Source organism: Candidatus Rokuibacteriota bacterium (assembly GCA_030647435.1).
Lineage (GTDB): Bacteria > Methylomirabilota > Methylomirabilia > Rokubacteriales > CSP1-6 > AR37.
In genome coordinates this window covers 45732-67978 of record JAUSJX010000135.1, presented here as the reverse complement: position 1 = coordinate 67978, position 22247 = coordinate 45732, and the positions used below count along the sequence as shown (strand labels likewise).

The 22247-nt window shown below is 66.8% G+C and carries 17 protein-coding genes; 9 read left to right on the top strand and 8 right to left on the bottom strand.

From position 1 onward, the window contains the following. Window positions 1-41 precede the first annotated feature (41 nt). Together Q7W02_24045 and Q7W02_24040 are read left to right on the top strand one after the other, a co-directional pair. Window positions 42-2087 (top strand): S9 family peptidase, encoded by a 2046-nt coding sequence (locus Q7W02_24045; GenBank protein ID MDO8479205.1) that lies wholly within the window; start codon window positions 42-44, stop codon window positions 2085-2087. 239 nt (window positions 2088-2326) lie between these two features. Next, a complete protein-coding gene (locus Q7W02_24040) occupies window positions 2327-3802 on the top strand; it encodes a M48 family metallopeptidase (GenBank protein MDO8479204.1) in 1476 nt (491 codons plus the stop codon). Between the two features lie 271 nt (window positions 3803-4073). On the opposite strand, the gene Q7W02_24035 is transcribed toward Q7W02_24040, so the two are convergent. Both Q7W02_24035 and Q7W02_24030 read right to left on the bottom strand, forming a co-directional pair. Then, window positions 4074-5219 (bottom strand): hypothetical protein, encoded by a 1146-nt coding sequence (locus Q7W02_24035; GenBank protein MDO8479203.1) that lies wholly within the window; start codon window positions 5217-5219, stop codon window positions 4074-4076. A gap of 217 nt (window positions 5220-5436) precedes the next feature. Continuing rightward, window positions 5437-7110 carry an amidohydrolase family protein gene (locus Q7W02_24030; protein ID MDO8479202.1) on the bottom strand — a complete coding sequence of 558 codons (1674 nt, stop codon included), beginning with the start codon at window positions 7108-7110 and terminating at the stop codon, window positions 5437-5439. 73 nt (window positions 7111-7183) lie between these two features. Here Q7W02_24030 and Q7W02_24025 point away from each other — a divergent pair, with 73 nt between their 5' ends. Together Q7W02_24025 and Q7W02_24020 are read left to right on the top strand one after the other, a co-directional pair. After that, window positions 7184-8443 (top strand): ectonucleotide pyrophosphatase/phosphodiesterase, encoded by a 1260-nt coding sequence (locus Q7W02_24025; GenBank protein MDO8479201.1) that lies wholly within the window; start codon window positions 7184-7186, stop codon window positions 8441-8443. A gap of 11 nt (window positions 8444-8454) precedes the next feature. Continuing rightward, window positions 8455-9207 (top strand): SDR family oxidoreductase, encoded by a 753-nt coding sequence (locus Q7W02_24020; protein MDO8479200.1) that lies wholly within the window; start codon window positions 8455-8457, stop codon window positions 9205-9207. A 70-nt stretch (window positions 9208-9277) separates the two neighbouring features. Here the strand turns inward: Q7W02_24020 and Q7W02_24015 are convergent, their stop codons facing one another. Then, complete coding sequence (locus tag Q7W02_24015) at window positions 9278-10891, bottom strand: ABC transporter substrate-binding protein (protein ID MDO8479199.1); 1614 nt, start codon at window positions 10889-10891, stop codon at window positions 9278-9280. Window positions 10892-11174: 283 nt separating this feature from the next. Here Q7W02_24015 and Q7W02_24010 point away from each other — a divergent pair, with 283 nt between their 5' ends. Next, on the top strand, window positions 11175-11708 hold the full coding sequence (locus tag Q7W02_24010; GenBank protein MDO8479198.1) for a PRC-barrel domain-containing protein: 534 nt from the start codon (window positions 11175-11177) through the stop codon (window positions 11706-11708). Window positions 11709-11786: 78 nt separating this feature from the next. Here Q7W02_24010 and Q7W02_24005 read toward each other — a convergent pair whose 3' ends face one another. From Q7W02_24005 to Q7W02_23985, 5 genes are all read right to left on the bottom strand, one after another. Beyond that, the gene (locus tag Q7W02_24005) at window positions 11787-12488 is read right to left on the bottom strand and encodes an SCO1664 family protein (protein ID MDO8479197.1); all 702 of its coding nucleotides are present in this window, start codon (window positions 12486-12488) and stop codon (window positions 11787-11789) included. Continuing rightward, window positions 12475-12990 carry a DUF3090 family protein gene (locus Q7W02_24000; protein MDO8479196.1) on the bottom strand — a complete coding sequence of 172 codons (516 nt, stop codon included), beginning with the start codon at window positions 12988-12990 and terminating at the stop codon, window positions 12475-12477. Before Q7W02_24000 ends, Q7W02_24005 begins: the two co-directional genes overlap by 14 nt. Then, a complete protein-coding gene (locus Q7W02_23995) occupies window positions 12987-13631 on the bottom strand; it encodes a histidine phosphatase family protein (GenBank protein MDO8479195.1) in 645 nt (214 codons plus the stop codon). Before Q7W02_23995 ends, Q7W02_24000 begins: the two co-directional genes overlap by 4 nt. A gap of 258 nt (window positions 13632-13889) precedes the next feature. After that, the gene (locus Q7W02_23990) at window positions 13890-16229 is read right to left on the bottom strand and encodes a xanthine dehydrogenase family protein molybdopterin-binding subunit (protein ID MDO8479194.1); all 2340 of its coding nucleotides are present in this window, start codon (window positions 16227-16229) and stop codon (window positions 13890-13892) included. Between the two features lie 178 nt (window positions 16230-16407). After that, the gene (locus Q7W02_23985; protein MDO8479193.1) at window positions 16408-16848 is read right to left on the bottom strand and encodes a hypothetical protein; all 441 of its coding nucleotides are present in this window, start codon (window positions 16846-16848) and stop codon (window positions 16408-16410) included. A 717-nt stretch (window positions 16849-17565) separates the two neighbouring features. On the opposite strand from Q7W02_23985, the gene Q7W02_23980 reads away from it, so the two are divergent. The 4 genes from Q7W02_23980 to Q7W02_23965 all read left to right on the top strand — a co-directional run bounded on the left by Q7W02_23980 (window position 17566) and on the right by Q7W02_23965 (window position 22247). Beyond that, window positions 17566-18582 carry a hypothetical protein gene (locus Q7W02_23980; protein MDO8479192.1) on the top strand — a complete coding sequence of 339 codons (1017 nt, stop codon included), beginning with the start codon at window positions 17566-17568 and terminating at the stop codon, window positions 18580-18582. Window positions 18583-18907: 325 nt separating this feature from the next. Beyond that, window positions 18908-19432, top strand: a complete 525-nt coding sequence (locus Q7W02_23975) for an ORF6N domain-containing protein (GenBank protein ID MDO8479191.1) — start codon at window positions 18908-18910, stop codon at window positions 19430-19432. A gap of 79 nt (window positions 19433-19511) precedes the next feature. Further along, on the top strand, window positions 19512-21434 hold the full coding sequence (locus Q7W02_23970; GenBank protein ID MDO8479190.1) for an OPT family oligopeptide transporter: 1923 nt from the start codon (window positions 19512-19514) through the stop codon (window positions 21432-21434). Window positions 21435-21473: 39 nt separating this feature from the next. Then, complete coding sequence (locus Q7W02_23965) at window positions 21474-22247, top strand: methyltransferase domain-containing protein (protein MDO8479189.1); 774 nt, start codon at window positions 21474-21476, stop codon at window positions 22245-22247.

The window sequence follows — 22247 nt, the reverse complement described above, 5'->3', positions numbered from 1 at the left end:
CGTCTTGACAAGCGGCCGAGCGCGCGTAAAGTTACGAGTCCATGCCGACGCCGCCCGACGCGAAGAAGATCCCCAAGATCGACACGCTGCACGGCGACATCCGCCAGGACGACTACTTCTGGCTGCGCGAGAAGGACAACCCCGACGTCCTGGCCTATCTCCGCGCCGAGAATGCCTATACCGATGAGGTGACGAAGCCGACGGCGGCCTTCCAGGAGTCGCTCTACCAGGAGATGCTGGCGCGCATCAAGGAGGACGACTCCTCTGTGCCCTACCGGCGCGGCGGGCACTTCTACTACTCGCGCACCGAGAAGGGCAAGCAGTACCCGATCTACTGCCGCAAGGCGGGCAGCCTCGACGCCCCCGAGGAGATCACGCTCGATCTCAACGCGCTGGCCGAGGGGCATCCCTTCTTCTCCCTCGGCGCGTCCGCTGTCAGCGACGACGGCCATCTTCTCGCCTACACGACCGACGTCACCGGCTTTCGCGAGTACACGCTGTACGTCAAGGACCTGCGCACGGGCCGGGTCCTGCCGCGCACGTTTGAAAAGGTGTCCTCCGTGGCCTGGGCCGCCGACGATACGACCATCTTGTACGTCACCGAGGACGAGGCGAAGCGCCCCTATCGCCTGTGGCGCCATCGCCCCGGCATCATGGGCAGCGACCTCGTCCACGAGGAGCCGGACGCCCTCTTCCGCATCGGCGTCGAGCGCTCGCGCAGCCGCGCCTATCTCTTCCTGGGCACGGGCTCCTTCACCTCCAGCGAGTGGCGCTATCTGCCGGCCGACGACCCGGCGGGCGTCTGGCACATGTTCATGTCGCGCGAGAAGGACCACGAGTACGCGGTGGACCATGGGAACGGCGGGGGCGGCGACCGCTTCTACATCCGCACCAACGGCGGCGGCCGGCGCAACTTCCGCCTGGTCTCAGCCCCCGTGGCCGACCCGCGCCCCGAGCGCTTCACCGAGCTGATCCCCCACCGCGACGAGGTCATGCTGGAAGACGTCGAGGTGTTCGCCAGCCACTACGTTTCCCACGAGCGCGAGGGCGGGCTGATCCGCCTGCGCATCACCCAGCTGGCCAGCGGCGCCACGCACCACGTGGAGTTCCCCGAGCCGACCTATGAAGTGAGCGCAGACCACAACGCCGAGTTCATCACGCGGATGTACCGTTTCCGCTACCAGTCGCTGATCACGCCGGCTTCCGTCTTCGACTACGACGTGCTGACGCGCGAGCGGACGCTCCTGAAGCAGACGCCCGTGCTGGGCGGCTACGACCCGGCCCGCTACCGCTCGGAGCGGCTCTGGGCCACGGCCGACGACGGCACGCGCGTGCCCATCTCCCTCGTCTGCCGCACTGCGAGCCCGCGTGACGGTACGGCGCCCATGCTGTTGACGGGCTACGGCGCCTACGGCGCGCCATACCCCGTGATGTTCTCCTCGAACCGCCTGAGCCTGCTGGATCGCGGCTTCACCATCGCCATCGCCCACATCCGGGGCGGCGGCGAGATGGGCAAGCGCTGGCACGACACCGGCCGCATGATGAACAAGCGCAACACGTACACCGACTTCATCGCCGCCGCCGAGCACCTGAAGAAGGAGGGCTACACCGCCACCGAACGCCTCACGATCGAGGGCGGCAGCGCGGGCGGCCTCCTCATCGGCACCGTGCTCAACCTGCGCCCCGACCTCTGCCGCGCCGCCATCCTGCGCGTGCCCTTCGTGGACGTGATCCACACCATGCTGGACGAATCGCTCCCGCTCACGGTGGGTGAGTTCGAGGAGTGGGGCAATCCCACGATCCGCGAGCAGTACGAGTACATGAAGAGCTACTGCCCGTACACCAACCTGGGCGAGCGCGCCTACCCGGCCATCCTCGTCAAGACGTCACTGAACGACAGCCAGGTCATGTACTGGGAGCCCGCCAAGTACGTGGCCAAGATGCGCGCGCTCACCGCCGGCGCCCCCGCCACCCTCTTCAAGATCAACCTCGACGCCGGCCACGGCGGCGCCTCCGGCCGCTACGACTACCTGCGCGAGATCGCGTTTGACTACGCGTGGCTGCTTAAGGGGCCTGTTCTTTCCTGAGCAGCTGGCGAGCCGCATAAGAGGCCGCGCCCAGACCAAGATATGGGCCGACGAGTGTAACAAAGCAACTCCATCCCTATTGCAGAGCCTGGCCGCCTCATGTAGATTCGTCCTGCCCTATTTGTCCCCTGAGGGAGGTCCCGATGCGGTCACGGACCTATTGGACAGGGTCACTCGCAATTCTTCTAGTCGCAGCGGCCTGCGCTACCGTACCGATTACGGGTCGCACGCAGCTTAATATGATTTCAGATCAGCAAGTGGCCGCGGCTGCCGACCAGGAGTTTGCGAAGTTCGTAGGGATGGTGAAGCAGAAGGACGCCATCCTGACTTCCTCGGAATCGTCGCAAGCTGCGGCCACCGTCGGAACGGTCAACCGAGTGAGTGCGAAGATCGTCGACGCAGCAGGCATGCGGGGCCGGTACAATTGGCAGACTGTGGTTGTGAAGTCCCGTGAGGCAAACGCGTTTGTCACGCCAAACGGCAAGATCGTGGTCTTCACAGGAATTTTGCCGATTGCCAAGACCGAGGCAGGCCTCGCCGCAGTTCTCGGCCATGAGGTCTCCCATGTCATCGCCCGTCATTCGGCAGAGCGGATGAGTCAGGTGCTACTGGCTCAAGTGACTGTGGCCACAGTAGATGCTGCCCTAGCCGCTTCCAATTCGAAATACCGTCCAGCTATTGGCGCAGCCTTGGGGCTGGGAGCCCAATACGGGGTTCTCTTACCGTTCAGCCGAACTCATGAGTCCGAGGCAGATCACATAGGACTTCTGCTGATGGCGAAGGCCGGTTACGATCCTGCGGAGGCCGTCGGACTCTGGCAACGGATGGAGGCGTCAGGAAGATCAGGGCCATGGGAGTTCATGTCGTCCCACCCAAGCCCCGCGACTCGTGTTGTTCAGATTAGAGGCTGGCTTCCGGAGGCGAATCTGTACTACGCGGACAGCAGCCGGTCACTGCCGTCGAGTCTTGACGAATTGCAGGCCGCGACGGCTGAGAGGGCCAGTCGCAGAGCCCTTGCTCCGATTGTTCCCATGCCGTCCTATTCAAGCGGGTTTTGGTATCAGTACAAGGCGAGTGACAGCGAAACGTTGACGACGTATCGCTTCTTGAAACAGGAAACATGCCAGGCAGGAGAGTGCTACGTCGTCGAGTCTGGTCCAGGCAGGACGGCGACCGTGACGACAGGCCTCGGTCTGGTGGAATCGAGAGACTCGACGGGCGCATGGAGGCGCTTTACTCCGCCTCTCCAAGAGTTTAAGTGGCCCCTGCAAGTGGGCGACAGTTGGACGGACATGGTAGCCGTCGAGGAATCGTCAGGACGGAAGCAGACTGTTCAAATGAAAGCCGAAGTGGTGAGCTATGAGTCCGTGGTGGTCCCCGCGGGGACATTCATGGCTTACAAGATTGTTACTGCTCTTGGGGGACGACGTTACCGCGAGGTCTGGTATGCCCCTGAGACCAAGACCGTCGTCAAGAGCATTACGCCCACTTCGCAGGGGCGGCCAATCGTTAGAGAGTTGACGGACTACCAAAAGGGACAGGAGTCCGCAGACTTGACCAAGATGCCACCAGGGAGGACACCGGAAAGCCTCGCGCCAGGTGTGGTTCGAACTAGGCCGGGCCCCCTGAAACCGGGCACTAAGGAAGTACCCATGTGTGCCTGGGGTGAATACTTGAGCAGTGCTTCGGGCCAGTGTACGAAGATCGGACAATGAGCTTTGAGTCGGCAATGGCGACGTGATCGATAGCCGCGGGGCCGCGCGGGATCGCGAGGCCTCGCCTTGGAGAGATTAGAAGCGATCACAGATTTAGCCTCGGAGTGGTGAACGGAACGAGGTCTTGTCTTCACAGACCGCCGGCGGATTCTGAACGAGCAGGACGGCGTCAGATCTTGAACTCACTCATTCCCATTCTGACTCTGCTGCGGCGGGCGATCATTTGCTAGGCTGCTAGGGTATCTCTCTGGGGGTGCTGGAAGGTGACGCGTCAGAGCCCTGCGGCCATTCCGCCGAGGCCCTCTGTTACGAGCGAAGCCGACTCGAATTTGAACGCCTCGAAGGCGGGGTCTGAATTCGCCTCGACACGCACGAGTCGGTCCACTTCGATCTCGTCGGCTTGAATGTCGAAAATGGGTTGCGCGAGCGATCTTTGCGGGAGCGCCGCGAGCACTTCCGAGATCGACAGCATCTTCTCCGGGCTCATCTCGGGACCGACCTTTAGGTGGCGTGCCTGCGGCATCTCCATCCTCTCGATCTTCGCGTGGAACTTCACCTGGACATCGAACGACAATCTGATACGTTCGAGCCCCTTCACTTCGAGGGGAATTGGAACTCTCACATCTAGGATTTTGAGCGCCTCAATTCGCGAAACGGTGACAACTCTTGAGCCGGGCACCAAGCTCCACTCTGGAATGTCCAGCACTTCGCTGATGAACCTGGCGATCTCGGGTAACCGCGACTCTAGGTTACGCTGAGCCTGAGCAGCCGACTTGTTCCACTGCTCCCTTCCGTATGCTGCCGCTTCGGTGAGGAGTGAATCAAACATGGCCCCCACAGAGTGAAAAACCTGAAGCTCCACCCCGGCGCGAGTGGCAAACTCGATGATCTTCGGATCGTGGAAGGCGTTATCACGCGCGACGAGGGCACCGGTCTCGCCCCTCGCGGCCACCAGATCATCCACTACAGACAGAAAGATCGCGGCATCACGAAAGCCGACATCCTCCTTGCCCTCCTTGAACGGTGGGTGTCTGTCTACTGCCATCTTGAAGATTTCAGCCACCGGGCGGCTTGTAAGCGGAACGGTTGCCAGCCCGTACTTTTGCTTCAGCGCGCCCACCTTCCCCCGATAGTTCGCGAGGGCCTTGGCAGGATCCGGCTCGTCGACTGATATGCGTATCTCTTGGACACCACCAAAGTGCGCCTCAGCAGCCCGGGCTTTAGACCTCACATCGCTTAGCCTCTCTGCCAATCCACGCCGCCATCGCTCTTCGAGCTCGATCTCGACGCCGGCCGGAAAGAATACGGGGATCTTGAGGGAGGCCATAATCCCAAGAACGTTCTCCAGATCAGCGGAAAGACGCGGCCAGCCCGTCGCGACAAGCTCACTGGTTTCGAAGTAGAGGCGTGAGAACATTGGCTCAGTCTCTGTGAGGGTCCAGGGCGTCCGCGCGCCTGGCGCGCGAGCTGGCTGTCCAATTCGAGAAGTCCACCGGTTGATCGATCAGCATGTCCGGAGCTGCGTGCAGTGCCCGAGCGATTGCATTCGTTTTCCGAACGCCGGGCAACCGTTCAGGAGCGCGATGGCCGCGATCAGTCCCAACTCGCGCAGGCCAAGCTAGGAATCCCACGGCTCAGGAGCGCAGCACCTGGCCCGCGGCCGCGCCGGTGAGCTTGCGGTCCGCCCAGGTCACCGCGCCGTTGACCACGGTGTACTCGACGCCGCGCGACGGCATGACCATGCGCTTGGCTCCGCCGGGCAGGTCGAAGCGCCGCTCGCCGCGGTTGGTCGAGCCCACGCGGGCCGCGCCGAAGATGGCGACGTCGGCGGCGAGCCCGGGGGCGAGCCGGCCGCGGTCCCGGATGCCGAAGACCTCGGCCGGATCCGAAGTGAGCCGCCGCACCCCTTCCTCCAGCGTTAACGCCTGGCGCTCGCGCACCCAGGTGCCGAGGAGATACGTCGGGTAGCCCGCGTCGCACAGCATGTCGACATGCGCCCCGCCGTCGCCCAGCGCCACCAGCACGCTCTTGTCATTCAGGATCTCCGTCATGCGGTCGACCCGCGTGTTGAACGAGGCCATGGTGAACTCAATCTCGAGGTCGTCCTGGAGGGTCAGGTCCAGGAAGGCATCGACGCCGTCCTTGCCCTGCTCGCGGGCGATGTCCGCGATCGCGCGGCCCTCGAGCGCTTTCAGCGCGGGCGACTTGACCTCGTGCACGTTGATGCGCGCCCAGTTGCCGAAGGCCATCGGTTGCTTCAGCTCCTCGCGGAACTGGTTGCGGAAGGCGGGGTCGGCGTAGACGGCGGCCTGGGCCGCCTTCGACTTGTCGACGAACACCCGGTTCCAGGAGGGGAACGCCGCGAACGAGAACGGGCTGCGCATGTTGATGTCGCGCGTCAGCGGCAGCGGCGAGGTCTGCGGCCGCGCACCGCGGGCGATGAGCGGCGCCGCCTTGCGCAGCGTGTCGCGCACCGCCTCCGGGATGTCGTCGCGGTCGAAGAGCGCCAGGAACGTCACGTGCTGGCCGCTCTCGCGCAGGAGGAGGTCGAGCAGGTCGTACTCCTCGTCGTCCATCACCGCGATCTTGCGGGTCAGGGCGATCTCGATGGCGCCCTTGCCGCGCTCCTTGAGCGCGTTGGCGTACGCCGTGAGCTCGTCGCGGCTGGCGTTGCGGCACGCGAGCGGGCGGCCCTGGAAGCCCAGGTGCTGGTTGAGGATCGTCGTCGAGAAGCCGAACGCGCCGGCATCGATCGCCTCGCCGAGCAGCGCCTTGATCTGCACGGTCTCGTCGGGCGTCGCGGCTCGCTCTATCGACGCCTCGCCCATCACCCAGTGGCGGAACGGGGTCAGGGGCGCCAGGAAGCCCAAGTTGAGCGACGGCCTCCGCCGCGCCGCGGCCTCGAGGAATTCCGGGAAGGTCTCCCAGTCCCAGGTGATGCCCATGTTGAGGACGTCGAACGGAATCGCCTCGACGTTGACCAGGTCGCGCATGGCGACCTCGCGCGCCGTGGGCCTGCACGGCGCGATGCCCACGCCGCAGTTGCCCATGATGACGCTCGTGACGCCGTGCCACGACGACGGGGTCACCGCGCCGTCCCAGCAGATCTGGGCATCATAATGGGTGTGCGGGTCGATGAAGCCCGGCGCGACCACGAGGTCGGCGGCATCGATCACCTTCGTCGCGCCGCCCGTCACGTGGCCGATCTCGGCGATCGTGCCGCCCACAATGGCCACATCGGCCCGGCGCGCCGGCGCCCCCGTGCCGTCCACCAGCAAGCCGTTCTTGATCAGCAGGTCGTAGGCCATGGAATCCTCCTGAGCGTCAGTGGCCGCGATCCTACCACACGGGCCAATCGCCAACGCGCTATGCTCTCCCCCCATGAAGCCGCGCGTCATCATCATCAGCATTGATGGCTTCGCCGCCTTCTACTGGCGGGACCCCGCGGTGCGGGCGCCTGTGCTCCGCCAGCTCGCGGAGCGCGGTGCGCTGGCTGCCGGCATGGAGACCGTGTTCCCGAGCACCACGTGGCCGACCCACGCGAGCCTGGTGACGGGTGTCAGCCCGCGCGCGCATGGTGTCGTCGCCAACCACATCCTGAACCGCAAGACGCTGGCGCCGGAGGACCTGACCGGCGATCCTATCTACGACGCGCCCGCCCTCCTGCGCGCGCAGACCGTCTACGACCGCGCGCATGCGGCGGGCCTCCGGACAGCGGCGATCGACTGGCCCGCCACCCGCAACGCGACGACGCTCGACTTCAATCTGCCGTTCTTCAAGGACCAGCACGTGTTCGAGACACAGACCGCGCGTGGCGTCTGGGAAGAGCTGCGCGCGCTCGGCTACCCGCTGCACCGGCAGGGCGAGTGGGCCCAGCTCCCCAAGCGCTTTTACAAGGACGAGATGGTCGGCAGCGTCGCGGCACACGTGGCGCGGCGGCACGAGCCCAACCTGCTCCTCGTCCACTTCCTCTGCGTTGATAGCTTCCAGCACCTCTACGGGCCGCGCTCGCCGGAGGCCTATTGGGCCATCGAGTATGTCGATGGTCTCATCGGCCGGTTCCTGGATTCGCTGCCCACTGCTGTCGTGGATCAGACAAGCGTGTTTGTGGTCTCGGACCACGGCTTCCTGCCCTCCACGCGGGAGATCCGCCCGAACGTCCGGCTGCGTCGCCTCGGCGCCCTCCGCGAGGCGCGCTTCGTCATGAACCACGGCGCCGGCGCGCTCTACCGCCTCGACGCCGACGAGCGCGCGCTGGAGAAGCTCGCGCGAGAGATCGAAAAGATGGAGGGCGTCAGCGGGATGTGGTCAGCCGGCGACTACCCGGCCCTCGGTCTGCCGGCGCCCGCGGATCACCCGCAGGTCGCCGACGTGATGTTCGAGGCTGCGCCCGGCTATTCTTTCGGCGACGCTGCCGAGGGCGACGACGAGCACGGTGCGCCGAAGTACCTGGGCACCCATGGCCAGCGCCCAACCTATGCCGACAACGCCGCGTTCTTCTTGGCCTCGGGCGCCGAGATCGCGCGGGGACGCGAGATCGCGCAGATCAAGAGCCGCGATGTGGCCCCGACGGTGGCGCGGGTGCTCGGAGTCGACATGGGGGCCGTCGAAGGCGGTGTGCTCGAGCAGGCGCTCGCCTGACGGAGGTGGCCATGAGACTCGCTGGAAAGGCGGCACTGATCAGCGGCGGCGCGCGCGGCATGGGAGCCGTCGAGGCGCGGCTGTTCGTTCAGGAAGGTGCCCGGGTGGTCATCGGTGACGTGCTCGAGGCCGAGGGCCGGCAGGTCGAGGCCGAGATCAGGGCTAAAGGCGGCGAGGCCGTCTTCGTCCCGCTCGACGTCACCAGCGAGGCCGACTGGCAGCGCGCCGTGGCCACCGCTGTCAGCCGCTTCGGACGGCTCGACGTCCTGGTGAACAACGCGGGTGTCGGCGGCGCAGGCCGGCTCGAAGACACGACGGCCGAGGAGTGGGACCGCGTGATGGACATCAACGCCAAGGGCGTGTTCCTCGGCACCAAGGCCGCGATCCCGGCGATGCGCCGGACCGGCGGCGGCTCCATCATCAACATCTCGTCCCAGCTGGGTCTGGTCGGGATGGACGAGAGCAGCCCCCAGTACCAGGCGTCCAAGGGGGCCGTGCGGCTCTTGACGAAGCTGACGGCGCTCCAGTACGCGCGCGAGCGCATCCGGGCCAACTCGGTGCACCCCGGCCCCATCGTCACGCCGATGACCGAGCGGCGCCGGGCGGACCCCGCCGTGTACGAGCGCATGGTGTCGCGCATCCCGCTCGGCCGGTACGGGCAGCCCGACGAGGTCGCCTACGGCGTCCTGTATCTCGCCTCGGACGAGTCCTCGTTCGTGACCGGCAGCGAGCTGGTGATAGACGGGGGCTGGACCGCGCAGTAGCGGGCGGAGAGCGGGGTCAGGTCTTGCAATCACACATTTGTTGGATTGCAAGACCTGACCCCGCCTACGGCTACTCGGCCAGCCACACGGTGTCGAGCTGCTGGTTCAAGAAGTGTGACGGGGAGATGGTCCATCCGCGCACCTTGGCGCTGTGCGGGACGATCCGGTGCCATTGGAGCGTATAGATGTAGTGCGCCTCTTCGTCCAGCAGGCGCTTCTCGAACGCGCGGAGAAACTTCTTGCGCTCCTCAGGGTCCACGGCGCGCGCCTGCTTCAAGAACAGCTCGTCAAGGACGGCGTCCTTGTAGCGGCTGTAGTTGTTGTCGGAGACGCCGACGGACTGGAACTTCTGCACGTCGATGTCGGGCTCGACGACGAAGTTGCACTGAGCGTCCGAGGACACGTCGAAGTCGCCGCGCCTGGAGACGGAGATCATGGCCGAGGCCTCCACGGTCTCCAGCTTGACGTTGAGCCCGATCTGGCGCCACTGGTCGATCAGCCAGATGCCCACCGTCTCGTACGGCATCGGGATGCCCCGGTTCTTGAAGGTGAAGGCAAAGCCGTCGGGCACTCCGGCCTCCCGGAGAAGGCGGCGCGCCTCCGCCCGCGCCTTCACGATGTCGCGCCCGTAGCCGGCCAGCTTCTCCAGCTCCTGGGGCGGTGTCGCCCAGGGGGTCCCGGGGACCTGGATGCCCGCCACGTCCCGGACGACGGCGATTTTGGAGAGGTTCTTCGAGGCCTCGTATCGGTCCAGGGCCAGGGTCAGCGCCCGACGGACGCGCTTGTCGTCGAAGGGCTTCCGCTCGTGATTCATCGCCACGAGCGAGAGGCAGTCCCAGGGGCTTTCCTGGACCGTGATCTTCGAGCCAAGCGCCTGGACGAGGCTGTCGCGCTCCGACGGGGTGAAGCCGCGGAACTGGATGTGGGCGCGCTCCCCGCGGATAGCCGCCACCTGGGCCGACGACGCGGAGATGAAGATGGCCCGGTACCCGTCCAGGTAGGGCTTGCCCTTGTCCCAGTAGTCGGGGTTCTTCCGCCCCACGAAGTGCGAGCCCTTCACGTGCTCGACGAACTTGAACGGGCCGGTTCCCATCACGTTCGTCTCGTACCACCGCATGTCCTTGGCCAGGAGGTCCGCCTTGTAGATCCAGTTGAAGGGAGAGGCCAGCTTGACCAGGAACGAGGCCTCGGGCCACTTGAGCCGGAACCGCACGGTGTACGGGTCGGGGGCCTCGACCGCCTCGACAGCCTGGTAGGCCCCCTTGCGAAAGGAGATCACGCCGGCCGGCGGAGAAATGATCTTGTCATAGCTCGCCTTGACGTCGCGCGACGTCATGGGGCTGCCGTCGTGGAACCGGACGCCCTGGCGCAGCTTGAAGGTGTACGTCATGGCGTCCGGCGAAATCGTCCAGGACTCGGCCAGGTCGGGCACCGGTCGCGTGCCGGTTCGGTCGGTGGGATCGATGCGCAGGAGGGTGTTGTAGGCGGGCGCGAGGGGGTGGACGGTGCCGAAGGTGCCCTCGCGGTGCCCGTCATAAGAGGGCGGCTCCGAGGGAACCGGGAAGATCAGCTCTCCACCGTAGCGGGGCCGTTCCTGCGCCCCGGCGGAACCGGGCGGCATCCCGCCCGCCAGAAGTGTCGAGGAGAGGGCTAGTACGATCAGAAGCCACAGGGCATGGATCATGTGGTTCACCCTCCGGACGAGATGCCTCGTCCACCGGCCCGTAACGAATCGTCGCAGAAGAGAGACGGTCCCCTGGGGGCCTCGACGTTAACGGCGCGTGAGGCGCCCTGTCAAGGCGCTCAACTAACGGGTCGGGCAGCCCGTCCTTCTCGAAGCGCTTGAGATCCTCCAGCCGCCTATTGGACCAAGGTCCAATAGGCCATCCGGTCCACGGTGGCTAGGCTCAGACGGCAGGGCGCCGTCACTGTCAGCACTGCTCGGGCTCTGCGAAGGAGGGCTTGCCATGCTGCGCAGCGTCAGCGACTTGCAACACGTCACCATCACGGCGATGGACGGCAGCCTCGGAAGCATGAGTGATCTCTATTTCGACGACCGGAGCTGGGCCGTGCGCTACCTGGTGGTCGAAGCCGGCACCTGGCTTCCGAGTGGTCGGGTATTCGTGCCCCCGGCCTCCGTCCGGAGCGCGGACTCGAGCACCCTGCGCGTCGCATTGAGCAAAAAGCAGGTCAATGTCAGCTCAATGGTGAACACCGGAGACGCGCACCTCCAACCCGCGACCGCGGTCATGGGCTGCGCCATGCAGGCGGAAGACGGAGAGATCGGTCACGTCAAGGATGTCCTCGTGGACGACAAGGCGTGGGCCATTCGCTACCTGGTGGTCGACACCGAGAAGTGGTGGGCGGGTAAGAAGGTCTTGGTGTCACCGGGCTGGCTCACCCGCGTGACGTGGGGCGAGCCGAAGACGCTCTTCTGCCTCGTCACCTCGGCCGACGACACAGCCGCCCCTCGCACCCTCTCCCGGAGCTTGGCCGGATGAGCGATCAGCCGCAGACTTGGACCGGCCCTGATCTAAGGTGAGCGGACCAGTTGAATGGATGGACCGGGTCGGCTCACATCACACAAGCGGCCAGGGGAAGCGGTGGCCGCTCTTGTCCTCCGGGAAGCGGGCGTAATCGGCAAGCGCCTGGGCGCGGACCAGGAGCGCCTGCTGCTCATGGGCGTCGAGGAGATCGGCTAGCGGCTCGGGCAGGCCGTCTTTCACGAAGCGTTTCAGGTCGTCCAGCATGTCCTTCGGAATCGGCTCGCCGGCGTAGTCCCAGATGACGGTGCGGAGCTTCATCTCGGTGTGGAAGGTCAGGCCGTTGTCGATGGCGTAGATCAGGTTGTCGGGGCCGAGGAGGCAGTGGCCGCTCTTCCGGTCGGCGTTGTTGGCGACGAAGTCGTAGACGCAGATCTTCTGGAGGCGCTCGCGGTGGCGCGGGTCTTCGCGCAGGGTGAACCAGTGCTGCTCGAACTCGGCCTCGATGAAGAGCTGGAAGGATCCCTCGCCGTGCGGGCCCTCGCGCACGATGGTGGGCGGGACCAGGCCCCAGCCGAGGGCTTCGGAGAAGAGATAGGCCGCCAGCTCGCGCTTGTAGAGGCCGGGCGGGAAATCCCAGAGCGGGCGCTCGCCGCGATCGGGCTTGTAGATGGCGCGCGCGCAGGTGGGGCCCAGCGTCACCTCGGCGAGGAGCGTCACGTTGCTGGCCCAGGGCATGCGTCCCTTGACTGTGACCTCGCCGCGGGTCAGCAGATCGAGCGCGTCAGTGGACAACATGGCCGTTGCTGCGCGGGCAGACGTGGCCGGCGGGGTCCATGGGCCCGCTGCAGACGGGGCAGGGCGGCCGCCCGCCCTTCATCAGCTCCTTCGCGCGCTCGACGAAGGCCTGCGCCTGCTCGCGCGTGATGCGCACGCTCGCGGTGGCGGGCTCTTCGCCCGCGCGCTGGCCTTCCTCTTCCTCTTCGAACAGCTCGTGGGCGTGCACGATGATGCGCTCGTGCTCCTCGTCGTAGCCGACTCCAAGCGTGGCCACGATCCACGCGGGCTCGGCGAAGGGGAGCAGGTCCATCTCGGCGGGCACCTTGCCCTTGGGCGCGCCCAGCTTGGTGATGAGGCCGGTCATGTATTCGGCGAGGGCGCGCACCTGCTCCTTCTCGCACTTGAGCGTGATGAGCCGGCCCGTCTCCTGCGCCTGGAGAAAGAAGACGCGCTCACCCGGCTTGCCGACGGCGCCGGCGGTGAAGAAGTTGGGCTGTTCGAAATCGAAGGATTCGCTCATTTGATGCCGAGGGCGGAGAGGTCGCCGTCCATGGAGTTGACGGTCAGGGCGGCGGCGCCTGAAGACCGATAGGCGATGGCCGTGATGGAGGCCGTGCCGATCATGATGCGCTGGAAGAGGTCGAGCGGGGTGCCGAGGGCATGCGCCACGACGGCCTTGATGGGGTCGGCGTGGGAGACGGCGATGACGATCCGGCCCGGGTGACGGGCCACGATGCGCGCGATGGCGCCCGTGATGCGCGCCTGCATCTCGGTAAACGATTCGCCGCCCTCGAAGCGGAAGCCGCTCGGGTGGTGCTGGACGGCCTTCCACTCGGGTTTGCTTCCCGCGTCCTTCAGCGCCATGCCCGTCCACTTGCCGATGTCCAGCTCCAGGAGGCCGCGCTCGATCCGCACGGCCATGTTGCGCGCTTTCGCGATGATGGCGGCCGTCTCGCGCGCGCGCTCGAGTGGTGACGAGTAGACGGCGACGACCTTGGCGATCTTGGCGATGCGTGCGGCGGCGGCTTCGGCCTGGCGGCGGCCCTCGTCGCAGAGGTGCAGGCCGCGCGCGCGGCCGGGCAGCTTCACGCCCGTCGTCGGCGTGAGGCCGTGGCGGACAAGGAGGACCACGGTCGGTGGCGCGGGCTTCTTGTCCTTCATGCCCCCCTCATCCACTCAGCCCTCGCCTCGCGGCCGAGCCGCTCAGCTCGAACTGCGGCCCTCTCCCCGTCCCCCTCACCCTGCCCTCTCCCCCTCCAGGGGCGAGGGAAGAGCAAACGACCCTCTCTCCCTCCGAGGGCGAGGGAAGAGCAAACGACCCCCTCTCCTTCCGGGGGCGAGGGAAGAGCAAACGACCCTCTCTCCCTTTTGAGGGAGAGGGTTGGGGTGAGGGTGGAGGGTCATAGGGCGCAACCCGTACTAGCCATGCCTGCGCGCCTCTTGGAGGGCCTGCCAGATGCGCGCGGGCGTGGCGGGCGCCTCGCGGAGCACCACGCCGAACTCGCCAAGCGCGTCTTCCACGGCGTTGACGATGGCCGCCGCGCCTGGGATGGCGCCGCTCTCCCCCACGCCTTTGACGCCGAGCGGGTTGATGATCGAGCGATGCTCGGTCAGCGCGACGGGGATGTCGGGCACGTCGTCGGACTTGGGGATGCAGTAGTCCATGAATGAGCCCGTCAGCAGTTGGCCGGCTTCGTCGTAGACCAGCTCTTCCATGAGGCCGGCGGCGATGCCCTGGACGGCGCCGCCCTGGAGCTGGCTCTCGACGATGGCCGGATTGATCGCGCGCCCCGGGTCGTGGACCACCGCGTAGGCCAGCAGGCGCACGCGGCAAGACTCGACGTCCACGTCCACGACCGCGGCCTGGGTGCCGAAAGCCCACGTCACCGTGGCGGGATAGAAGTAGGTGCAGGCGTTGAGGCCGGGCCCGGCCATTGGAGTTTGAGGCGTGGGCTTCAGCGCCTTGGACTTGACGGCAGCCAGCGCGAGTCGCGCGAGGGTCACGCTCCTGTTTGGCGAGCCGATGACGAAGGCCTCGCCGCGCTCGATGCGGATGTCCTCGGGTGCGGCCTCAAGCAGCTCCGCGGCGACCTGCTGGGCCTTCTGCTTCACCTCGCGCGCGGTCTGGGCGACGGCCGGGCCGGAATTGGCCATGACGCGGCTGCCGCCCGTGCCCATGCCGAAGGGGAACTGGCTCGTGTCGCCCGCCATGACGTGCACGTCCTCGAAGTTGGCGCCCAGCTCGGCGGCGGCGATTTGCGCCAGCGTTGTCGCGTGCCCTTGCCCCTGCGCCGTCACGCCGATGTAGACGTAGACCTTGCCGCTCGGGTCCACGCGCACCGTCGCGCCTTCATAGGGCCCGAGCCCGGAGCCTTGCGCGTAGCAGGAGACGCCGATGCCGAGGCGGCGCGTGCCGTTCCGGTTCTCCTGCTGGCGCCTGCGCCACCCGTCGTAGCCCAGGATCGCCAGCGCGCGGTCGAACGAGCCGGGGAAGTCCGCCGGGTCGTACGCGATCGGCGTGCCGTCCTTGTAGATGAGGCCGGGCTTGTAGGGCATCTCGTCGGGGCGCACGAGGTTGTGGTGGCGCAGTTCGACCGGGTCGATGCCGAGGCGGCGGGCGCCGATGTCCATCAGGCGCTCCATGACGAAGTTGGCCTCGGGCCGGCCCGCGCCGCGATAGGCGCCGTTGAGCGTCTTGTTGGTGACCACACTCTTGCCCTGGCTGCGGAAGTGCGCCACGCGGTAGGGCGCGCAGAAGTGGTTGACCGTGTTGAGCGTGAGCCCCTCGCCCTCGATGGGGTAGGCGCCGACGTCGGCCAGGAACGAATCATCTATCGCCACGATGGTGCCGTCGCGCTTGAAGCCGATCTTCGCCTCGTGGACCTGGTCGCGGTCGTGGCCGCTGGTGACGAGGTCCTCGCCGCGCCCCGAGATCCACTTGACCGGCCAGCCGGTCTTGAGCGCCGCGGCCGCGACCAGCATCTCCTCGGGATAGATCGAGCCCTTGGGGCCGAAGCCGCCGCCGACGTCGGGCACCATCACGCGGATCTGCTCGGCGGGCAGCTCGAGGACGGCGGCCAGCGAGTCGCGGAGTGAATACGGGTTTTGCGTGGAGGACCAGACGGTGAGCGTGCCCGTGTCCGCATCGCGGTAGGCGAGCGCCCCGCGCGTCTCGATGAAGCCGCCGGCCATGCGCGGGTGCCGGATCTTCTCGCTGACCACGACGTCGCACTGCATCCAGGCCTTGTCCACGTCGCCGTAGTGGGCGCCGACGGGCAGCGTGGTGTTGTCGGGCCAGTCGTGGATCGGGGGCTTCGCTGTCACGGCTTTTTCGGTATCCGCGGCGACGGGCAGCGGCTCGTACTCGATCTCGACGGCCTGCGCCCCGTCGGCCGCCGCATAGGCGCTCTCGGCAAGGACGACGGCCACGGCCTCGCCCACGTAACGGACGCGCTCGTGCGCGAGGACGGGCACGGCGAAGGAGCGGCCCTTGTACTGGCCGCCATAGGCCGCGGGCATGGAGCGCTTGATCTCGGGCAGATCGCTCGCCGTCCACGCCGCCGTCACGCCCGGCAGGGCCTTGGCGGCCGCCACGTCTATCTTAATGATGCGGGCGTGGGCATGGCGGCTCCTCACCACGGCCATGTGGAGCAGGCCGGGGCGGGAGAGGTCGTCCACGTAGCGGCCGGCGCCCGTGATGAGCCGCCGGTCTTCCTTGCGCTTGGGAGACGCGCCGATCAGGTCCTGGGCCGAAGTCACGAAGAGGAGTGTATACGTCCCCGCCAACTCCCGCCAGCGGGGCCATCTCAACCTGACCCCGACTCTGCGACCAGCAAGACAGAATGCCGTCGCATCGCTCTAGCTCATCGAATCGGCCAGCGGCTCATTCGGCCCAGAGGACCTTCCGGGCGTCTCAAGGTAGGCGCCCCGCCTGCGGTCAGTGCTGGGGCGGAGCCAGGGGTGGTGCCGGGGGGGCGGGAGGCGCCGGCGCGACGGGATAGGGCACCCACACCCACTGGTAGGCGACGGTCACGCCATCGCCGTACAGCCGATAGCACCCAGACGGATAGCAGCTTTCCCGCGGCACGGGAGCGACATACACCTGCGGCTGAGGATAAACCGCGGGAGGCGGGGTCACGTAGACCGGCTCAGGATAGCGGTAGTAAACCCTGGGGGTGGTGGCGGCAATCACGGAGCCGACAATGAGCCCACCGAGCAGCGCGCCGGGGAGCCACCGACCGACATGCCCACCGCCGCCATGCCAGCCGTGGCTCTGACCCCCGCGATAACCGCCACGATGTCCGGAGGCGGCGAAGGCCGGGTTGATGAGCGCGAGGGAAAGAGCCCCAACGACCGCGAGACTGATGACCTTCTTCATCGCCCTGTTCCTCCCTGTCCGCTGCGTCAAGGTATGGCCGGACGTCGCGCTCTGCCTCGGAAGAGCTCGCACGGCGTCCGTGTCTAGTGATTCCTGAGCTTGCAGTGTCCGTGTGTAGGCGGTATGTAGCCCGTGTAAAGAAATGTGAACAGGGATTCTTGATATGGACCGATCTCCGCCCCGGTGACGGCGTCCACCGAGCCCCCCGCGAGTCGCTCGATACGCCAAAGGATCTGCCCTAAGAGGCGTTGCGTCAAGGGGCGTTCGGCCAGCTGGAGGATGAAGTACCGGGCATGCCGGATCAGGCGACGGCCGGTCTTGAACAGCCGCTGCTGCAAGCTCGTCCCCGACCTGGCTTCACTTGCCGTGGATCATCTCACTGCCGCTACGTCCCTCGGGCGACCGAATGGGTCATGCTGTCCGGTCGCCCGTAGCTACGGCCAAGCCACAATGGCATCATAGAGGCGTGCCTGCCGCGGCGCCCTGCCGCGACGGGTGAAGCTGCGGCGGTGCGGCCAGCGCCACAAGGCGGGGATGCGGTCCCCGCGCCATCGCCCCGGATAGCCGCCGGAGTAACGCCCGGCCGGCAGGCACATGTCCCGCGTTCTTTGAGGTTGCAATTCGCAACCTCAAACGCGACTGCACTCGGGGTCAGGTCTTGAAATCCAGCATGCCGCGGTTTGTTATCCTCTGCCGGTGATCGAGGGTTATCGGGCTGTGGAGGTTCTGTATCACAGCTATCTCACCGGGCTCATCCTGACCACGGTGAGCCGGCGGAGCGGGGCCGACGCGGCCGAGCTCGTCTTCCGCACCTTTCGGCGCCAGCACTTCGAGAAGTTTCTGCCCGGGCTCGCCAAGCTCGGCCTCTCGGCGCTGCCGCATGCCGTGGCCTGTGCCCAGTACCACTACCTGTCGAATCACCTGGGCGGCGTGCGCGTCGAGTATATGTACGAGTCCGACCGGAAGGCCTGGGTGCGCTACGCGCCGCCGCGCTGGATCTACGACGGCGCGGCCATCTGCGGCGTGCCGAGCGAGGTATCGCGCGCGATGCTTCGCGGCTGGCACGCGCACAACGGCGTGTCCTTGGGCAACCCGCGGCTCGGCTTCGTCTGCACCAAGCAGACCACCGACGGCCAGCCGGGTCTCGAGGGCTACTACCTGGAATACGACCGCGACTTGGATCCCGAGGAGCGGCTACGCTTCGCCCCTGACGAGGACGGGCCCGACTTCGATCCGGCCCGAGCTCCACGCGTCGAGGGTGCGGATTGGCCGCAGGAGCGCCTGCGGAAGATCGTCCGCAATTACGCCATGGACTACGTGCGGACCATTTTGCCCGTGCTCGCCGAGACCTTCGGCGATGCGGAGGCGACGCGGCTGGGAGGCGTGACGGGCCGTCTCATCGGGATGCAGTACTACGCCGAGACGGCGGGGCTCCTCGGCATCGACGGCCGCCGGCCGGAGGACTTCGCCGAGTACCTTGTCCGCATGGGCCTGGCGCAGGATGACCGGATCGAGTGGGCGCGCGAGGCGGACGAGGTCGTGGTGCGCCAGCACACCTGGCGGCTCATGCAGGGCGTCGTCTCGCCGCCGCCGGCGGTCTTCAATTCCTGGAACGCGCTCTGGCAGGGGGCGCTGTCCGTGCACAACCGGCGGCTCGTCCTCGACGCGCGCCGCCGGCTCGACCAGGGCGATCCCTGCTTCGAGTGGCGCGTGCGCCCGAGGCGGCCAGAGTAGCGCTCGCCCGCCCGGCACATTCCCCACGCCGTTTGAGATCGCAATTTGCGATCTCAAACAGGGGGGGGCGGCCGAGGATCTTTGAGGTTGCAATTTGCAACCTCAAGTTTGAGGTACCAATTTGGCACCTCAAGTTGGCATGCACTGCCGTTGTGAAGCATCATTGGGGGCGTGCCTGCCGCGCCGCCCGGCCGGCACATTCCCCACCAAACTTGAGGTCGCAATTTGCGATCTCAAGATGAGGGCACCCTAAGGTTCCTCCCTCTCAACTGTATCTCGGCGGCCACAGATTGACACTCTGCATGAGCATTGTCATAAGCGTGCCATGGAGAAGCCGTTTGCCATGGCCCCCGACTCTAGGATCGCGCGTCGTATCCTCTTTGTGCGGGGCCATAAGGTGATGCTCGACCGGGATCTCGCTGTCCTGTACGGGGTCTCGACCAAACGGCTCAACGAGCAAGTACAGCGCAATATCGAACGTTTTCCTGCTGATTTCATGTTTCAGCTGACTCTCGACGAGGCCGAGTCTTTGAGGTCGCAATTTGCGACCTCAAACAGGGGACGGGGCGGCCGGCGTTACTTTCCGTTCGCCTTCAGCGAGCAGGGGGTCGCTATGCTGTCCGGCGTACTCAAGAGCCGCCGGGCGGTGCTTGTCAACGTCGAGATCATGCGGACCTTCGTGAAGCTGCGCCAGATCCTCTCATCGCACGCGGAGCTCGCCCGCAAGCTCGAGGAGCTGGAGAAGAAGTACGACAGTCAGTTCAGGGTGGTCTTTGACGCGATCCGCGAGCTCATGAGCGCGGAGCCCGGCGAAAATCGCCCGGTCGGATTCCGGCCGTCGCGGGGCTAGGAGCCGGGCTCGCCTCGCGAAATCCGGCTGAAGCACGCTCGACAGAAATATGCGTATAGTCTGAGCGGTCCGAAGCCCGATGGCTCAACCGGAGAGCGCCAGCCCGACGAACGTTCCCGCCTCCCCGACGGCGCTGCCCGTCGAGGGCTTCAGGGGCACCCCCGAAGAGATCGAACGCCAGTGGTACGAGCAGGTCTACCGCGGGCGCGGGGACAGCATGCTCCAGCTGACCTGGCGCGCGGTGCTCATGGGCTCGGTGCTCGGCGGCGCGCTCTCGCTCACCAACCTCTATATCGGGCTCAAGGCGGGCTGGGGCTTCGGCGTGGCGATCACCGCGTGCATCCTCTCGTACGCGATCTGGACCACGCTGCACCGGGTCGGGATCGTGCGCGAGCCCATGACCATCCTCGAGAACAACTGCATGCAGTCCACGGCCAGCTCCGCGGGATACTCCACCGGCGGCACGCTGATCTCCGCCTTCGCGGCCTACATGCTCATCAACAACAGCACCATGTCCTTGCCCACCATGCTCGCGTGGGTGTTCTGCCTGTCGGTGCTCGGCGTCACCATGGCGATCCCCATGAAGCGGCAGATGATCAACGTCGAGCAGCTGCGCTTCCCGAGCGGCATCGCCGCGGCCGAGACGCTGCGCGCGCTCCACTCCGTCGGGGAATCGGGGATGCGGTCGGCCCGCGCGCTCGGATGGGCCGGCCTGTTGGCGGTCGTCAGCAAGTTCTGGACCGAGGGCCTGGTGGTCGTGAGCGCGCAGCTCGCCCCGTTCATGATCGGCACGTGGGTGGCCGCGCTGAACCAGCGCGTGTTCGGCCCCGCATGGATGGGACGCACGGTGATGTTCTCCTGGGAGCCCATGTTCATCGCCGCCGGCGCCATCACGGGGCTCCACGTGTGCTGGAGCATGTTTCTCGGCAGCGTCACGGCGTGGATGATCTTCGCGCCCGTCCTCCAGCACCGCGGCATCATCGAGGGCTCGGGCTACGCGACGATCGTGCAGTGGACGCTCTGGGGCGGCGTCGCCTGCATGGTCACGTCGAGCCTGCTCTCGTTCGGACTGCAGTGGCGGACCGCGCTCCGCGCCTTCACCGATCTCCGGGCGATGTTCGGCGGCGGCCGCGGAGCCGCAAACGATCCCGTCGGCGCGATCGAGACGCCCGCCTCGTGGTTCATCACCGGCCAGGTCATCGGGTTCCTCGGCCTGGCGTGGCTCGGCCACCGGACCTTCGGCATGCCGTACTGGCAGACGGCGGTCGCCGTCGCGCTGTCATTCGCGCTTGCGCTCGTCGCGTGCCGCGTCACCGGCGAGACCGACACCACGCCCGTGGGCGCGATGGGCAAGATCACCCAGCTCACGTTCGGCGCGCTCAGCCCGGGCCACATGAACATCAACCTCATGAGCGCCAACATCACCGCCGCCGCGGCGGGCAGCAGCGCCGACCTGCTCACCGACCTCAAGAGCGGCTATCTCCTCGGCGCGCACCCGCGGAAGCAGTTCATCGCCCAGTTCGCCGGCATCTTCGTCGGGACGCTCGTCAGCGTGCTGTGCTTCAGGCTGCTCGTGCCCGACGCCAGCGCGCTCGGCACCGACCAGTTCCCCGCGCCCGCGGCGCAGACCTGGCGCGCCGTCGCCGTCGCGCTCTCAGAGGGTCTAGGCGCCCTCGGGCCCGTCAAGATCTGGAGCATCGTCATCGGCGGGCTCGTGGGCATCGTGCTCACGCTGCTTCCGAGGATCTTCCCAACGCGCCGGCACCTCATCCCGTCGCCGGCCGGCGTGGGCCTGGCGTGGACCTTCCACTGGCACTACGGGCTGCTCTTCTTCATCGGCGGCGTGCTCGGCTGGTGGGTCCAGAAGAAGCATCCGAAGTGGTCGGAGGAGCTCACGTTCCCCGTGGCGTCCGGCTGGATCGCCGGCGAGAGTCTCATGGGCGTCGGCCTCGTGATGTGGGAGAACGGGCCGGAGCTCGTGCGCAAGCTCTTCGGCCGCTGAGGTTGCCTCTCTCCCGGCGAGCCGCGGTATGCTGTCATCGTGGCCTGGGACCCAGCGCAGTACCTGAAGTTCGCCGACCAGCGTTTGCGGCCGGCGGTCGACCTGTTGAACCGGATCGACGCCGCCGACCCGGGCGAGGTCTGTGACCTGGGCGCCGGCGCGGGCAACGTGACGCGCCTCCTCAAGGCGCGGTGGCCGAACGCGCGCGTCACCGGCGTGGACGCATCGCAGGAGATGCTCGCGAAGGCGGCCGCGGCGGCCCCGGAGATCACGTGGCAGCGGGCTGATCTCGCGACGTGGCGGCCGGAGCGGCCGGCCGACGTCATCTATTGCAACGCGGCCTTGCACTGGCTCGGCGACCACGAGCGGCTCTTCCCCGCGCTGCTGTCCGCGCTGGCGCCCTGCGGTGTCCTCGCGGTGCAGATGCCCCGCAATTTCTCCGCGCCGTCTCACACCGCGATGGTCGAAGCCGCGCGGAGCGGGCCGTGGAAGGCGAAGCTCGAGCCGCTGCTCAGCCCGATACCGGTCGCTGAGCCGGCCTTCTATTACGGCGTGCTTTCACCGCGCGCCGCGGCCCTCGACATCTGGGAGACCGAGTATCTCCAGGTGCTCGAAGGCGAGCACCCGGTCAAGGAGTGGACCAAGGGCACGTGGCTCAAGCCGCTGCTCGACGCGCTCGACGAGCCGCACCGGAGCGGCTTCGAGTCCGCATACGCCGAGCTGGTCGCCCGCGCCTATCCGCGCCGCGCCGATGGCCGCACGCTCTTGCCGTTCCGCCGCCTCTTCATCGTGGCCACGGCGCGTCAGGGCTGA

Excerpts from the sequence above, each read along its gene's own strand:
- Q7W02_24045 (MDO8479205.1), top strand. The coding sequence starts at position 42 with ATGCCGACGCCGCCCGACGCGAAGAAGATCCCCAAGATCGACACGCTG.
- Q7W02_24040 (MDO8479204.1), top strand. The coding sequence starts at position 2,327 with ATGATTTCAGATCAGCAAGTGGCCGCGGCTGCCGACCAGGAGTTTGCG.
- Q7W02_24035 (MDO8479203.1), bottom strand. The coding sequence starts at position 5,219 with ATGTTCTCACGCCTCTACTTCGAAACCAGTGAGCTTGTCGCGACGGGC.
- Q7W02_24030 (MDO8479202.1), bottom strand. The coding sequence starts at position 7,110 with ATGGCCTACGACCTGCTGATCAAGAACGGCTTGCTGGTGGACGGCACG.
- Q7W02_24025 (MDO8479201.1), top strand. The coding sequence starts at position 7,184 with ATGAAGCCGCGCGTCATCATCATCAGCATTGATGGCTTCGCCGCCTTC.
- Q7W02_24020 (MDO8479200.1), top strand. The coding sequence starts at position 8,455 with ATGAGACTCGCTGGAAAGGCGGCACTGATCAGCGGCGGCGCGCGCGGC.
- Q7W02_24015 (MDO8479199.1), bottom strand. The coding sequence starts at position 10,891 with ATGATCCATGCCCTGTGGCTTCTGATCGTACTAGCCCTCTCCTCGACA.
- Q7W02_24010 (MDO8479198.1), top strand. The coding sequence starts at position 11,175 with ATGCTGCGCAGCGTCAGCGACTTGCAACACGTCACCATCACGGCGATG.
- Q7W02_24005 (MDO8479197.1), bottom strand. The coding sequence starts at position 12,488 with ATGTTGTCCACTGACGCGCTCGATCTGCTGACCCGCGGCGAGGTCACA.
- Q7W02_24000 (MDO8479196.1), bottom strand. The coding sequence starts at position 12,990 with ATGAGCGAATCCTTCGATTTCGAACAGCCCAACTTCTTCACCGCCGGC.
- Q7W02_23995 (MDO8479195.1), bottom strand. The coding sequence starts at position 13,631 with ATGAAGGACAAGAAGCCCGCGCCACCGACCGTGGTCCTCCTTGTCCGC.
- Q7W02_23985 (MDO8479193.1), bottom strand. The coding sequence starts at position 16,848 with ATGAAGAAGGTCATCAGTCTCGCGGTCGTTGGGGCTCTTTCCCTCGCG.
- Q7W02_23975 (MDO8479191.1), top strand. The coding sequence starts at position 18,908 with ATGGAGAAGCCGTTTGCCATGGCCCCCGACTCTAGGATCGCGCGTCGT.
- Q7W02_23970 (MDO8479190.1), top strand. The coding sequence starts at position 19,512 with ATGGCTCAACCGGAGAGCGCCAGCCCGACGAACGTTCCCGCCTCCCCG.